The organism is Stappia sp. BW2, from assembly GCF_008107695.1.
Classification (GTDB): Bacteria; Pseudomonadota; Alphaproteobacteria; order Rhizobiales; family Stappiaceae; genus Roseibium.
The window spans coordinates 1872828-1887463 of record NZ_VIRG01000070.1; the positions used below are offsets into that span (position 1 = coordinate 1872828).

At 59.3% G+C, this 14636-nt stretch carries 14 protein-coding genes; 13 read left to right on the top strand and 1 reads right to left on the bottom strand.

All coding sequences use genetic code 11. From position 1 onward, the window contains the following. Positions 1-109 precede the first annotated feature (109 nt). The 11 genes from FMN63_RS27495 to rpmG all read left to right on the top strand — a co-directional run bounded on the left by FMN63_RS27495 (position 110) and on the right by rpmG (position 12452). The gene (locus tag FMN63_RS27495; protein WP_148587238.1) at positions 110-1066 is read left to right on the top strand and encodes an aspartate carbamoyltransferase catalytic subunit; all 957 of its coding nucleotides are present in this window, start codon (positions 110-112) and stop codon (positions 1064-1066) included. A gap of 17 nt (positions 1067-1083) precedes the next feature. Further along, complete coding sequence (locus tag FMN63_RS27500; RefSeq protein WP_148587239.1) at positions 1084-2385, top strand: dihydroorotase; 1302 nt, start codon at positions 1084-1086, stop codon at positions 2383-2385. 98 nt (positions 2386-2483) lie between these two features. Continuing rightward, positions 2484-3263 carry a DUF3108 domain-containing protein gene (locus FMN63_RS27505; RefSeq protein ID WP_162530126.1) on the top strand — a complete coding sequence of 260 codons (780 nt, stop codon included), beginning with the start codon at positions 2484-2486 and terminating at the stop codon, positions 3261-3263. Between the two features lie 114 nt (positions 3264-3377). Next, positions 3378-4025 (top strand): glycerol-3-phosphate 1-O-acyltransferase PlsY, encoded by a 648-nt coding sequence (gene plsY, locus FMN63_RS27510; protein ID WP_148587241.1) that lies wholly within the window; start codon positions 3378-3380, stop codon positions 4023-4025. Next, on the top strand, positions 4022-5158 hold the full coding sequence (gene dprA / locus FMN63_RS27515; protein WP_148587242.1) for a DNA-processing protein DprA: 1137 nt from the start codon (positions 4022-4024) through the stop codon (positions 5156-5158). The genes plsY and dprA overlap by 4 nt, the downstream gene beginning before the upstream one ends. A gap of 187 nt (positions 5159-5345) precedes the next feature. After that, positions 5346-8024 (top strand): type I DNA topoisomerase, encoded by a 2679-nt coding sequence (topA, locus tag FMN63_RS27520; RefSeq protein WP_148587243.1) that lies wholly within the window; start codon positions 5346-5348, stop codon positions 8022-8024. Positions 8025-8086: 62 nt separating this feature from the next. Beyond that, positions 8087-10339, top strand: a complete 2253-nt coding sequence (gene rnr / locus FMN63_RS27525; protein WP_148587244.1) for a ribonuclease R — start codon at positions 8087-8089, stop codon at positions 10337-10339. Beyond that, complete coding sequence (locus FMN63_RS27530; protein WP_286192777.1) at positions 10336-10806, top strand: DUF983 domain-containing protein; 471 nt, start codon at positions 10336-10338, stop codon at positions 10804-10806. The genes rnr and FMN63_RS27530 overlap by 4 nt, the downstream gene beginning before the upstream one ends. Then, positions 10803-11549: an NUDIX hydrolase gene (locus FMN63_RS27535; protein WP_148587245.1), complete on the top strand. Its 747-nt coding sequence runs from the start codon at positions 10803-10805 to the stop codon at positions 11547-11549. The genes FMN63_RS27530 and FMN63_RS27535 overlap by 4 nt, the downstream gene beginning before the upstream one ends. A gap of 57 nt (positions 11550-11606) precedes the next feature. Continuing rightward, entirely contained in the window at positions 11607-12128 is a 522-nt protein-coding gene (locus FMN63_RS27540) for a P-loop nucleotide/nucleoside kinase family protein (RefSeq protein ID WP_148587246.1), read from the top strand. Between the two features lie 156 nt (positions 12129-12284). Further along, positions 12285-12452, top strand: coding sequence for a 50S ribosomal protein L33 (gene rpmG / locus FMN63_RS27545; RefSeq protein ID WP_055676652.1), 168 nt, complete (start codon positions 12285-12287; stop codon positions 12450-12452). A gap of 601 nt (positions 12453-13053) precedes the next feature. On the opposite strand, the gene FMN63_RS27550 is transcribed toward rpmG, so the two are convergent. Continuing rightward, a complete protein-coding gene (locus FMN63_RS27550) occupies positions 13054-13425 on the bottom strand; it encodes a response regulator (RefSeq protein ID WP_006934912.1) in 372 nt (123 codons plus the stop codon). 146 nt (positions 13426-13571) lie between these two features. Between FMN63_RS27550 and FMN63_RS27555 the strand changes: the two genes are divergently transcribed. Beyond that, positions 13572-13862 (top strand): DUF3572 domain-containing protein, encoded by a 291-nt coding sequence (locus FMN63_RS27555; RefSeq protein WP_286192778.1) that lies wholly within the window; start codon positions 13572-13574, stop codon positions 13860-13862. Further along, the gene (locus FMN63_RS27560) at positions 13855-14538 is read left to right on the top strand and encodes an HAD family hydrolase (protein ID WP_148587248.1); all 684 of its coding nucleotides are present in this window, start codon (positions 13855-13857) and stop codon (positions 14536-14538) included. Before FMN63_RS27555 ends, FMN63_RS27560 begins: the two co-directional genes overlap by 8 nt. Positions 14539-14636 lie beyond the last annotated feature (98 nt).

Consider the following 14636-nt stretch of genomic DNA (forward strand, 5'->3'; position numbering starts at 1 on the left):
CTAAAACTTTGTCCAATCGATCAAATATTTAGCATGCGTGTGGACAGCGGGTATCATGTGTATTCCTGGCTTGTCGAAGGACGCATTCACCCTTATAGGGATGATCTCGATGACCGCGAGCAACACCCATCGAGACAGCCCTTTCCCCCATCGTCATTTGCTGGGCATAGAGGGCCTTCACCCCCACGAAATTCTGGGCCTTCTGGACCGGGCGGAAGAAGCCGTCGAGGTTTCCCGCCAGATCAGCAAACGACGGCTGGTCCTGCAGGGCAGAACCCAGATCAACCTCTTTTTCGAAAATTCCACCCGCACCCAAAGTTCGTTCGAACTGGCCGGAAAACGGCTCGGGGCGGATGTGATGAACATGGCAGTGTCCCAGTCCTCGGTGAAAAAGGGCGAGACGCTGATCGACACGGCTGCAACGCTGAATGCGATGCATCCCGACCTTCTGGTGGTCCGCCACCATGCAGCCGGGGCGGTGCATCTGCTGGCGCGCAAGGTTGGCTGTTCCGTGGTGAATGCCGGCGATGGTCCGCATGAGCACCCGACCCAGGCCCTGCTCGACGCGCTGACGATCCGGCGACACAAGGGCAAGATTGCGCGGTTGACCGTCGCGATATGTGGCGACATCGCCCACTCCCGCGTTGCCCGCTCCAATATCATTCTTCTGAATGCACTGGGAGCGCGCGTCCGAGCCGTCGCGCCCACCACGCTTCTGCCGTCCGGCATTGCCAAGATGGGCGTCGAGGTCTTCACCAGCATGAAGGAAGGCCTGGCGGGGGCGGACATCGTCATGATGCTGCGTCTGCAGCGCGAGCGCATGAACGGTGCCTTCATCCCCTCCGTTCGAGAGTATTACCGCTACTTCGGGCTGGATGCGGAAAAGCTGGCCTATGCCAAGGACGATGCCCTTGTCATGCACCCCGGGCCGATGAACCGCGGTGTCGAGATCGACGCCTCGATAGCCGATGGCCCGCAAAGCCTTATTCGCGAACAGGTGGAAATGGGGGTCGCCGTACGCATGGCCGTGCTGGAAGCCCTTGCCGCCAATCTGCCGAACAACTGATCCAGGGGACAAGTAACGTGGCATACGACACACCCAAGCCTCTGGTTCTTTCCAACGCCAGAGTGATCGACCCGGCACGTGATCTGGACGCGCCCGGATCGGTCATCATTGCAGACGGCACCATTCTTGCCGCCGGGCCGGAAGCCGCCAACCAGGGCTCGCCCTACGGCGCTGAAATCATCGACTGCAAGGGAGCGATTGCCTGTCCCGGCCTCATCGACTTCTGCGTCTCTGTCGGGGAACCGGGCGCTGAACACCGTGAAACGCTGGCCAGCGCTTCCCAGGCTGCCGCCAGCGGCGGCGTGACGACGATCTGCACCATGCCGGACACGGACCCGATCATTGATGATCCCGCGCTGGTTGATTTCATCCTGCGCCGGGCACGCGACACCGCCATCGTCAACGTTTTGCCCCTGGCAGCCCTGACCAAGGGTCTGAAGGGTGAGGAAATGGCCGAGATCGGCCTGTTGCAGGAAGCCGGTGCCGTCGCCTTCACCAACGGTCATAAGTCGGTCAAGAACGCTCAGGTCATGCGCCGGATGATGACCTATGCCCGCGATTTCAACGCGCTGGTGATCCATCACACGGAAGATCCGGATCTTGCCGGCGGGGTCATGAACGCTGGCCTCAATGCTAGCTGGAAAGGTCTTTCCGGTGTGCCGCGCGAAGCGGAAATCATCATGCTGGAGCGGGACCTGCGCCTGGTCGCCATGTCCAAGGGCAAGTACCACGCAAACCTTATTTCCACCTCCGACAGCGCCGACGTCATCCGGGCCGGCAAGGCGAAGGGGCTGGATATCACGGCCGGGGTCTCGATCAACCATCTGACACACAACGAAAACGACATCGGCGCCTACCGGACGTTCTTCAAGATGGCGCCGCCGCTGCGCGACGAGGACGATCGGCAGGCGATGATTGCTGCGGTTGCCGACGGCACCATCGACATCATCTGTTCCAACCATGACCCTCAGGACGTGGAAACAAAACGTCATCCGTGGGCGGAAGCAGAAGACGGCGCCATTGGCCTGGAAACCCTGCTGGCGGCCGCCTTGCGGCTCTATCATTCCGAACAGGTCGACCTTGTCACCCTGCTTGGCACCATGACCTGCCGCCCGGCAGACCGCCTCGGACTGGAGACCGGACGTCTTTCCAAAGGGGCTCCGGCAGATGTGACCGTGTTCGACCCCGAGCGTCCGTGGGTTCTGGAAAAGAGCGCCATCAAGTCGCGCTCGAAGAATTCACCCTTTGAAGACGCCCGCTTTTCCGGACGGGTGCTTCGAACCGTTGTCGGCGGCAAAACGGTTTTCAACTACGCATAAGCAAGTCTTTGCGCTTGTTTCCGTTCGTTCCTTGATCCTGTTCGCGCCACAATTCTCCCTGAATTTGGCGCGAACGGAAATTCGAACGGAACATGCAGATGCGTCTGATTGCCCTCGCGTTTCTGATACCCGCGCTGTTCACCGGCAGCGCTTCGGCGTCAGATCTCTACATGAAATACAAGCTTTATGCCCTGGGACTGCCCATCGGATCCGGCGTTCTGTCGCTGGATGTCGACAGCAAGTCCTATTCCGTCAGCGCCAATGGCCAGACCGCGGCCTTCGGGCGGCTGGTGTCCGATGGCAAAGGCACCGTTGAAGCGGCGGGAACCGCCAATGCGTTCGATCTGGAGCCGGCCCGCTACGATCTTGACCTGAAAAGCGAAGACGAGACCGGGACCATAGCCATGCGGATGCGCAAAGGTTCTGTCGACGATGTTTCGGTTCAGCCACCGCAGGACCGGATGAAAGAACGGGTGAAGGTCACAGCGGCGCATCTGAAGGGCGTTCTTGATCCCCTGACAGCCGCCGTTCTGCCCGCTCCTAAAGGGCTTTCGAAAGAAAGCTGCAACAGAACCTTGCGCATATTCGACGGCAAGGAACGCTATGACGTTCACCTTCGCTACAAAGCCCGCAAGACCGCCAGAACGTCGGACGGCCGGTTCAAGGGCGATGTCCTTGTCTGCAGCGTCCGGTACGAACCCATTTCGGGGCACAGGCCGAAGCGCAAGTCGATCCAGCAACTCGCGGCCAACAAGTCCATGGAAGTCTGGCTCGCTCCCGTCGGTGACAAGCCGTATCTGGTGCCGCTCAGGGCCAGTATCTTTCTTCCATTCGGGTCGCTTCTGGTGGAAGCGGAAAAATACAAGCTGTCCCAGTAGGTCCGGGTCTATTTCCCTGCAAAGACACTCTTTTCACGGCTGGCGGGCTTGATCCGGGCCGCCATGCCGTTACATTGCGGTGGCTTTTAATTATGCACGTCATTGGAGTATCGCGTGCCTGAACCGATCAGCTGGGCGCTTGCCTGGCCATATTATCTCGGCGTTCTTGCCTTCGGCTATCTGCTCGGTTCGATTCCCTTCGGCCTGCTGTTCACACGCATGGCCGGACTTGGCGATATCCGCAATATCGGCTCCGGCAATATCGGCACCACCAACGTGCTGCGCACCGGGCGCAAGTCACTGGCCGCCGCAACGTTGCTTGGCGATGGACTGAAGGGCACCGTTGCCGTTCTGATCGTCAATCATTTCTATGGCCAGGAAATGGCCCTGATTGCAGGACTTGGAGCGTTTCTCGGGCACCTCTTCCCTGTCTGGCTGAAGTTCAGGGGCGGCAAGGGCGTTGCGACCTATCTCGGCATTCTGCTTGGCCTGTTCTGGCCGATGTTCCTGCTGGCTGCAGGCATCTGGATCGGCATGGCTTTTCTGTTCCGCTACTCCTCGCTGTCTGCGCTCACGGCGACCTTGTTGACCCCTCTCCTTCTGTATTTCGTCTTCCATGAGGTTCAGATCGCACAGATGTTCGTGCTGCTGTCGGTTCTGCTATGGGCCAAGCATCATGAGAACATCAGCAGGCTGCTGCGTGGCGACGAAAGCAAGATCGGTGCAAAATCGAAACTGGCGACTGGTGACGAAAGCGCGTGACCTCCATTGCTGACAACAAACCGGCCGACCTCTGCGAGGCCGAGCGTCTTGCGTGGTTGCGGCTGATCCGCTCGGAAAACGTTGGCCCTGTCACATTCGCCGAACTTCTCAAACATGCAGGCACCGCCCAAAGAGCGCTTGAGCTGCTTCCCGATCTTGCCCGGCGTGGTGGCAAGGCTGGCCGGATTTGTTCCGTTGAAGATGCAGAAGCCGAGTTGGAGGCCCACAGGCGGATAGGAGCCCGGCTCGTTGGTCTCAGTGAGCCCGACTATCCACAGCACCTTCGGCACATCGATGGCCCGCCGCCGCTCCTGTCCGTCAAGGGCGGCGCAGCCGCGCTGACCCGCGAGCGCATGATGGCCATTGTCGGCGCGCGAAACGCTTCGCTTTCCGGCAGGAAACTCGCCGCACGGTTTGCCCAGGGCCTTGGCGCCGAGGGCTTCTCCATTGTCTCCGGCCTTGCCCGCGGGATCGACGCCGCCGCCCATGAAGCCTCTCTGCAAACCGGCACCATCGCCGTCTTTGCCGGAGGCATCAATGTGCTCTATCCGCCAGAACACGACCGGCTGCTCGCGGCAGTGCTCGAAACAGGCGGTGCCGTCATCAGCGAAATGCCTTTGGGCTGGAAACCGCGCAGTCGGGATTTTCCACGGCGCAACCGGCTGATTTCCGGTCTCTCCCTTGGGGTTATCGTCATTGAAGCTGCGAAGGCCTCCGGTTCGCTCCATACCGCTCGTTATGCCTTGGAACAAAACAGAGACATTTTCGCGGTGCCCGGGTCTCCACTCGACCCGCGTTCCGAAGGCGCCAACGGGCTGATCCGGCAAGGCGCTACGCTCGTCTCCACCGCCGACGATGTTCTGGAAGGCCTCGGTGGCCGCCTGGCGCCCACCCTTCCCTTCGGCAGACAGTTCCGTGAAGACGGCGAAACCCATCCGCTGACCCGATCCGACCCGGACGAAAAATTGCGTGAGCGTGTGTTGGCCGCACTGGGTCCGACGCCAGTGGATATGGACGAATTGATCCGCTTTGCCGATGGCGACGCACGATCCGTTCACGTCGTTCTTCTGGAACTCGAACTCGCCGGACGGCTTGAAAGACATCGCGGCAACAAAATCTCCGCTTTGATGTAAGGGTCCGATTTTCCTTGAATCTCAGTGGATAACCCATATCTGGACCGAACCGCTTGACCCGGAAGGATCAAAGGTCCATTTGACAGGCGGCGCTTGATCCTTGATCGTCTGCGCCACCGAAATAGCACTTAGATCACCTTCTCTACCGGACGGGGGCACCGTATCCGGCAAAAAAATTTGGGTAAGAATGTACGTCGTCATTGTGGAATCGCCGGCGAAAGCCAAGACGATCAACAAATATCTCGGTTCCGATTATACGGTTCTGGCTTCCTATGGCCATGTGCGAGATCTGCCGGCCAAGGATGGCTCGGTGCTGCCGGACGACAATTTCGCCATGAGCTGGCAAGTGGATGCGAAATCGCAGAAGCGGCTCACTGAAATCGCCAATGCGGTCAAGGATGCCGACCGCCTCATTCTCGCGACTGACCCCGACCGCGAAGGGGAAGCGATTTCGTGGCACGTTCTGGAAGTGCTGCAGAAGAAGAAGGTGCTGAAGGACAAGCAGGTCGAGCGCGTGGTTTTCAACGCGATCACCAAAAAAGCGATCCTTGAGGCGATGGACAATCCGCGCCAGCTGGATACGCCGCTGGTCGACGCCTATCTCGCCCGACGCGCCCTTGACTATCTCGTGGGCTTTACCCTGTCTCCCGTCCTGTGGCGCAAGCTGCCCGGCGCCCGTTCCGCGGGCCGCGTACAGTCGGTCGCCCTGCGGCTGATCTGCGACCGGGAAATGGAGATTGAAACCTTCAAGCCGCAGGAATACTGGTCGATCTTCGCCAACATGAAGACGCCGACCGGGGATATGTTCCAGGCTGGTTTGACCGGGTTCGACGGCAAAAAGATCGGCCGTCTCGATATCAACAATGAAGCGGAAGCCACCGCGATCAAGACCATGCTGGAAAGCGCCAGCTTCAAGGTCGACAGCGTTGCGTCAAAACCGGCCAAGCGCAATCCGGCAGCCCCCTTCACCACCTCCACCCTGCAACAGGAAGCCTCGCGCAAGCTCGGGTTTTCGGCCTCGCGCACCATGCAGGTAGCGCAAAAGCTTTACGAGGGTATTGCAATCGGCGGCGAGACCTCCGGTCTCATCACCTATATGCGTACCGATGGCGTCCAGATCGCCGGCGAAGCAATTGACGCGGCCCGCTCCGTAATCGCCAAGGATTTCGGCGACAAATACGTTCCCGAGAAGCCGCGCGTCTACACGTCCAAGGCAAAGAATGCCCAGGAGGCGCACGAAGCGATCCGGCCAACGGACCTTTCGCGCCATCCCAAGGATGTCGCCCGCTTCCTGGATCCGGATCAAGCCAAGCTGTATGAGCTGATCTGGAAACGGACCATGGCGTCGCAGATGGAATCGGCGGTGCTGGAACGGACCACCATCGAAATCCTTGCTGACGGATCCGGAAAGCGCGCCAACCTGCGTGCCACGGGCTCGGTTGTCCGCTTCGACGGTTTCCTTGCACTTTACCAAGAAGGCCGCGACGACGAGGAAGACGAAAACTCCAAGCGTCTGCCGGCTGTCGACGAAGGCGCTGCCCTGACAGCCGCCTCGGTCGATGGAGCCGCGCAGGCAATCGAAGCCTCGCAGCATTTCACGACCCCGCCGCCGCGCTACACCGAAGCGAGCCTCGTCAAGAAGATGGAAGAGCTCGGCATCGGCCGGCCGTCCACCTATGCCTCGACGCTTCAGACACTTCGTGACCGTGACTATGTCGAACTCGACAAGAAGCAGCTTGTTCCGATGGACAAGGGACGCATCGTTATTGCGTTCCTGGAAAGCTTCTTCCAGCGCTATGTCGAATTCGATTTCACCGCGAGTCTGGAAGAACAGCTCGACAAGATTTCCGCTGGCGAGCTGTCCTGGCTCGACGTGCTGCGCGATTTCTGGACCGGCTTTTCCGGCGCCGTCAACGAGATCAAGGATCTGCGCGTTGCTCATGTGATCGACGCCCTGAACGAGCTGCTCGGGCCGCATATCTTCCCGGCGAAGGAAGACGGCTCCGACCCGCGCAAGTGTCCGTCTTGCGACAACGGCCAGCTTTCCCTGAAGGTCAGCCGATGGGGCGCCTTCATCGGCTGCTCCAATTATCCGGAATGCGGCTTCACGCGGCAGCTCGGCAAACCGAGCGGTGAAGATGGAGAAGGCGACGACGGTCCGAAGGTTCTCGGCACCGATCCGGATACCGGTCTTGATGTTTCCCTGCGCAACGGCCGCTTCGGCCCTTACGTTCAGTTGGGCGAGGAAGCCAAGCCGAAACGGTCGTCCCTGCCCCGTGGCTGGTCCGCGGCGGACATGGACCTTGAAAAGGCGCTTCAGCTTCTGTCGCTGCCGCGCGAGGTCGGTCCGCACCCGGAAGACGGCAAGATGATCACGGCCGGGATCGGACGCTACGGACCGTTCGTGTTGCACGAAGGCACTTATGCGAACCTCTCCGCGCCGGAAGAGGTATTCTCCGTCGGCATCAACCGTGCGGTGGATGCGCTGGCGCAAAAACGTGCCAAGGGTGGTGGTCGTGGCGGTGCGGCGGCAACGCCGCTGAAGGAACTCGGCGAGCATCCCTCCGAAGGCGGCCCGATCAATGTGTATGACGGCCGCTACGGGCCCTACGTCAAACACGGCAAGATCAACGCCACACTGCCGAAGGACACCGATCCCAAAACTGTCACGATGGAACAGGCGGTCGAGCTGATCGCGGCGAAAGCCTCCAAGGGTGGCACCAAGAAGAAAGCGGCCGCCAAGAAACCGGCTGCGAAGAAAACGGCAACCAAAAAGACGGCCACCAAGAAGACGGCGTCCAAGTCTTCTGCAAAGGCAAAGGTCGATGCGTCGTCAGATGAGGTGCCCTGGGATGATGCGAGTTGAGCGCAAAACGGATTAACACGCGCAAGCACACCAATCGAAAACACACCAAAACTCCGGGTGAAATGCCCTCTCGCGAGGATATTCTCGCGTTTGTTGCCGACAATCCGGGCCGCGCGGGCAAGCGCGAGATTGCCCGCCACTTCGGCATTATCGGCGGCGCCCGCATCCATCTGAAAAAGATGCTGAAGGACCTGGCCGACGACGGTCTCATGGAAAAGCGCAACAAGCGCATGATCCGTCCGGGCGACCTGCCGCCTGTTTTTGTCGCCAACCTGATCGCACGCGACAAGGACGGCGAGCTGATCGCAACGCCCGTCGACTGGGATGATGAGATCGGTGCACCGCCGAAAATTCTTGTCCTGACCGGCAAAACCAAGTCGACCCAACCCGGCCTCGGTGACCGGGCTCTCATTCGCCTGACAGAGGCCGAAGGCAGCCCTGAAACAGATCACGTGGCGCGCGTCATCCGGGTTCTCGAAAAGCGTCAGGGTGCAATCCTGGGCATTCTCCGGAAACGGGACGGCAGCCGCCCGCCCTACCTCGAACCGATTGATCGCAAGCAACGGGAACTTGATGTCGATGCGCGTGAGTTGAAGGACGCCGACGACGGCGATCTTGTCAGCGTTCAGGTGACGCGCTCCGGCCGCTATGGCCATCCGCTTGCCGCCGTTGTCGAGCGCTTCGGCTCGATGAATTCGGAAAAGGCGGTTTCGGAAATCGCCCTGCAATCGCACGGCATTCCGCACGTCTTCCCGGCAGCCGTCGAGGCGCAGGCAGAGAGCGCACAGCCGGTCGAAAAACTCGGCAAGCGTGAGGATTGGCGGCAGGTGCCGCTGATTACCATCGACCCGCCAGACGCAAAAGACCACGATGATGCCGTCTACGCCGAGGCAGACGACGACCCTTCCAACGAAGGTGGCTACATTTGCTATGTGGCCATCGCGGACGTCGCTCATTACGTCACGCCCGGCTCTCCCATGGACCGGGAAGCGAACCTGCGCGGCAACTCGGTCTATTTTCCCGACCGGGTTATTCCGATGCTGCCCGAGCGGATTTCCAACCAGCTCTGCTCGCTGAGAGAAAAGGAAGACAAGCCGGCGCTCGGCGTGCGGATGATCTTTGACAAGACCGGCCGCAAGACCGGGCACACTTTCCACCGGGTGCTGATGCGCTCGGCAGCGAAGCTCTCCTATCTGCAGGCCCAGAAGGCGATTGACGGCACCACGGACGAGAAGACCGAAACCTTGCTCGACGGCGTCCTGAAGCCCCTGTGGGCAGCTTATGACCTGTTGAAGAAGGGGCGCGAGGCGCGCGAACCGCTGGAACTGGATCTGCCGGAACGCAAGATCAAGCTGAAACCGGACGGGACAGTCGACCATGTCTATGTTCCGGAGCGTCTCGACGCGCACAAGCTGATCGAAGAATTCATGATCCAGGCGAACGTGGCTGCCGCCGAAACGCTGGAGCGGAAGAAAACACCCCTGCTCTACCGCATCCACGATGCCTCGACGCCGGAGAAGCTGGAAAGCCTGAAAGACTTCCTGTCGACGCTGAACATGAAGCTGCCTTCTTCCGGGGGCCTTCGCCCATCCGCCTTCAACGGCATTCTGGCCAAGGTGAAGGACACGCCCCAGGCGCACCTCGTCAACGAGGTGGTGTTGCGCAGCCAGGCCCAGGCAGAATACGCACCACAGAACATCGGCCATTTCGGGTTGAACCTGAGGCGCTACGCGCACTTTACGTCACCGATCCGCCGTTATGCCGACCTTATCGTTCACCGCGGGCTGATATCCGCGCTCGGGCTTGGCAAGGACGGTCTGCCGGAAGGCTTCGAGACAAAGCTGGAAGCCATCGGCGCCGAGATCTCGGCCGCAGAACGGCGGGCCATGCTTGCCGAACGCGACACCATCGACCGTCTGATCGCCCTTTGGATGAGCGACCAGATCGGCGCGACTTTCCAGGGCAGGATTGCCGGCGTGGTCAAGTCCGGCATGTTCGTTCGTCTGTCGGACACTGGCGCTGACGGCTTCGTACCGGCCTCGACCATCGGCCTTGATTATTACCGCTATGACGAAGGGTCGCATGCCCTGATAGGTGACAAAACCGGCGAGACCTACCAACTTGGCGATCAAGTGGAGGTCCGGCTGGTGGAAGCAGCCCCCTTTGCCGGTGCTCTGACATTCGAGATGCAGAGCCACGGCAGCATTGCCGGCAAACGCATCCGGAAAGCCGCGCCCAAGGTGCGGCGCGGACCGCCCAAGGGCGGACGCGGCAAGACCTCACCGAAGAAACAGGGTCGAAGGAGGTCTTCGTGACGGTCCGCTATGAACTGCACGACAAACTGGAAACGCCGGACATGGCTTCCGAAAAGCCGAAACGCAACGTTCTGCAGGCCGTGCTGCGTGGAGCAGGCAACCGATGCATGAACTGCGGCGAAGGCAAGTTGTTCGAAGGCTTTCTTCAGCCACACTATGCCTGCACTCAATGCGGTGAGGAATTCCATCACCACCGTGCGGACGACGCACCGCCCTATTTCACAATCACCATTGTGGGCCACATCATCGTCCCTGCGCTTCTGGCCGTGGAAGTGTTGTGGCATCCCGCGCTGTGGATCCATATGTCTCTCTGGGTGCCGCTGACGCTGATCCTGTCGCTGTCGCTGCTGCGGCCGATCAAGGGAGCGCTGATCGGACTGCAATGGGCGCTTTACATGCATGGTTTCGACCCGGATGCGGAAGACGACACGCCCCCCATTCCGGTTCCTTCCGAAAGGATCACATGAGCGGTTCGTTCGAAAAGCAGCTGGCGAAAGACGAAAAAGCCGGAAATTACCCCTATATCCGTCCCAAAGATGCCGCAACGTTGCTCATTCTGGACCGTGACGGCCAGGGCCCGGTCAAGCTTCTGATGGGCCGCCGCCATATGCGCCATGCCTTCATGCCGGGCAAATTCGTGTTCCCGGGGGGCCGGGTGGATGTCTCCGATTCCCGCATTACCGATGTGCTTCCCTATCATCCGGACGTCGAGGCCAAGCTGAGACGCGACCTGAAAAACGCCAAATCGGCCGCGCGTGTTCGCGCGCTGGCGCTGGCGGCCATTCGGGAAACCTATGAAGAGGCCGGGCTGTTCATTGGCCGTCCGACGCAAGGGAACAATCTTCGCCTTGGTACCGGCTTTGAGGCTTTTGCCGAGCGCGGCATACAGCCGGACCTGGGTGGCCTGCGCATGATTGCGAGGGCCATCACCCCACCGCAACGCCCGCGGCGCTTCGACACCCGTTTTCTGGCCGTCTGGGCGGATGCTATTGCCGACAGGTTGCCCGATGGTACGGGGCCGTCCGGTGAACTGGAAGATTGTGCCTGGCTGACCATCGAAGAAGCACGGCAAAAAGAGCTGCCGATGATCACAAACAAGATCCTGACGGACCTTGAAGGCAGACTGGCCAAAGACCCGGACCTTTTGCCCACAACTCCGGTACCGTATTATTTCTTCCGCAAGGGCGGCTTCGTGAAGCAAGAACTTTAGGGTCACCTCCGATCAACGCATCGCGGGCTTACGGCGCACGAAGGTGTATTTCGAGATATGCCCTTCCTGATTTCGCTTTCCGGCTTGCCCGGCGTCGGCAAGTCGACCATTGCCAAGACACTATGTCGAAGCCTGCCCGCAGTTCTCTTGCGCGTCGTTTCCGTTGAGACTGCGCTGAAGCGTAGTGCCTTGAAGCTCCATGCCCCCGAAGATGCCGGCTATCTTGCCCTTGCTGCAATCGCCGTCGGTAATCTGGAACTTGGCCACAAACTCGTTACCGATACGGTCAACCCGGTTGCCGCCTCCAGACAAATGTGGGCGAACACCGCGCAGTCTGCCGGGGCAGCACTATTGAATGTCGAAATCGTCTGTTTGGATGAGCGTGAACACCGCAATCGCGTCGAGAACCGGATCTCGGAGATCGATGGGCTGCTCCCGCCCCGCTGGTCTGAGGTTCAAAATCATGCCTACGAACCATGGACGGAACACCGTCTTCAACTGGACAGCTTCGCTCTGACAGTGGACCAGTCGGTCGATACGATACTGGAGGCTCTGACAGCCCTGCGGCAGAATGGCTGAGATGGCTCGAAAAGGCAGCCAGACCTTAGCAAGTGCTTGACTTTCGCGCTGCGATGAGTAGGTTGCGCGCTGATTTCAGACATTGGGGCAGATTCATCGCCAGCCATCTGGCCGCAAGAACTCTTTGCCCGACAACAGAGAACAGGATCCAAGGCCATGGCCAAGGCGACAACAATCAAGATCAAGCTCCTCTCCACGGCTGACACCGGCTTCTTCTATGTCACCAAGAAGAACTCCCGTACGATGACCGAGAAGATGGTCAAAAAGAAATACGACCCGGTTGCGAAAAAGCACGTCGAGTTCAAGGAAGCCAAGATCAAGTAAGATCCGGTTTCAGACGATCTTTCAAGAACCCGCTGGAAACGGCGGGTTTTTTGATGTCTGACAGAAAGAATTGCTGGAGTTTTGCCGCTTCAGTTCGCTGTCGTGACGCGCGCCTGCCAAGGCGACGCCTGCTTATGAAAAGCCACGACGAAGCAGTTTCAGCATGACTGCTGACACTGCTTCAATGTTTTCACCAGAAAAATTAGTGGTCGGCGGGAACACGGCATTCGAGGAGGCCACTCTTCGGCCGGTTCCCTGCCGACCTGCCCCACGGACCCAGGAGATGCGGCGGACCTGAGCACTCCGAGGGGAAACTTTCTCGCCTGTTATGACGCCTAAGTGTTTTTGGCCGCGCCATAGAGGCGATCAGGGAAAACCCTGACCTGCGGGTCACCCTACCTGAATGTTGCCTGATTGCAATATATTCCGCAAAATATGCACAGGAACAATGCGGTCTTAGTAAATCCGTAACCTTAATATGAACGGCGCGTGAGCGTGAGGATTTGCGATTCGCGCTGTATTTCGGCAGATGGCAGCGCCATTCAACCGTGAAACCTTTGCGGAAAACTTTGCCAGTTGCACCCCGGCACCGGGTCGCTCGTTATGCTTCGCCAAGATAGGCGCGGACTGTTTCCAGGAACTTTGCGACCGAGATCGGTTTGGAAATGTAGGCTTCGCAGCCCCCCTGGCGGATGCGTTCCTCGTCACCCTTCATGGCGAAAGCCGTCACCGCGATCACCGGAATGGACGCGATGTCCTCGTCTTCCTTGATCCACTTGGTGACCTCAAGTCCTGAAACTTCCGGAAGCTGAATATCCATCAGGATGAGATCAGGATGATGCTCACGGGCCAGCTGCAACGCTTCGATGCCGGTCCGGGTCTGCAATGTATTATAGCCGTGCGCTTCGAGCAGATCATGAAACAGTTTCATGTTCAGCTCGTTGTCTTCGACGATCAACACGGATTTTGCCATATGTCCGGCCCTTTACCCGGCAACTTGCCGGTCCCATTTTATCTTCGCAGCACGATTTAGTCCGCGGTAGAACCCTTCCCCGGTCCACTTTAAATTTCTTCTAACCCGGAATCGTTTCAGAAAGGCAAAAAAACACAATGAAAAATATGCAGAGTAAGTCATTGTCCGTTGAAGAGGCACAAGGAATTGCCACTGAAGCCCTTCTGCAACTCAGCCGGGATCCGGAACAGATCGGTAGGTTTCTCGCATTTTCCGGAATTGGGCCGGAAATGATTCGAGAAGCCGCGGGTGAACCTGGCTTTCTGGCCGGGGTGCTGGAGTTCTACATGATGGACGAGGCGCTCCTGCTTGCCTTTTGTGAAAATGCCGGCATACGACCGACAATGATGGCGGCGGCGCGCTACGCAATCGCCGGTGGAGACGAAGACTATGCCTGAGCCGACGCAGGTTCTTCCCGAGGTTCTGAGCCAGATCCAGAAGCTGCCAGCTTCAAGCCGTCCCTTGATCATCTGCGATGTCGATGAAGTCGTTCTGCATCTGATCGCGCATCTGGAAGACTATCTTCATGCGCGCGATCTGGCTTTCCTGAAATACGAATACAGACTGACCGGCAACATCGGCCACCAGGACAATCGGCAGCCACTGTCATCCGATGAGGTTCGCAGGCTTCTTCTCGAGTTCTTCGATGAGGTCAGCCATCATCAGGATATGGTGCCCGGTGCGGGCGACGCTCTCAATGCACTGGCAGAGGACTGGGACGTGATCCTGCTGACAAACCTGCCCGGTGGCCACAACAAGCCCGTGCGGGAAAAACTTCTGTCCGGATTTGACATCTCCTTTCCCTTGCTGACGAATTCTGGTCCCAAGGGCGGTGCCGTCGCGGCCCTGTCACGCGGCCGCCCGGAACCGGTGGTCTTCATCGACGACAGCCCGACCAACCACGCGTCCGTCCACGCGACGCTGCCGTCCGCTGTCCAGATCCAGTTCATTGCCGATACCAGGTTTCTGAACGCCACCGAAATGGCCGGCCATATCGATCTTCTAAGCGGCGATTGGCAGGAGACGGCCGCCTTTATCAGCGCTATTCTGCAAGGCTCAAGCCGCAACCAGTAAAGCGGCTGATTGCCCGTCCGCACCGCAGCCGATTGCCAGCATCGTGTCCCAAACCGTTCCGACCTTACGCCCCCTTTGCCGAGACTGCGGCGCCCGCC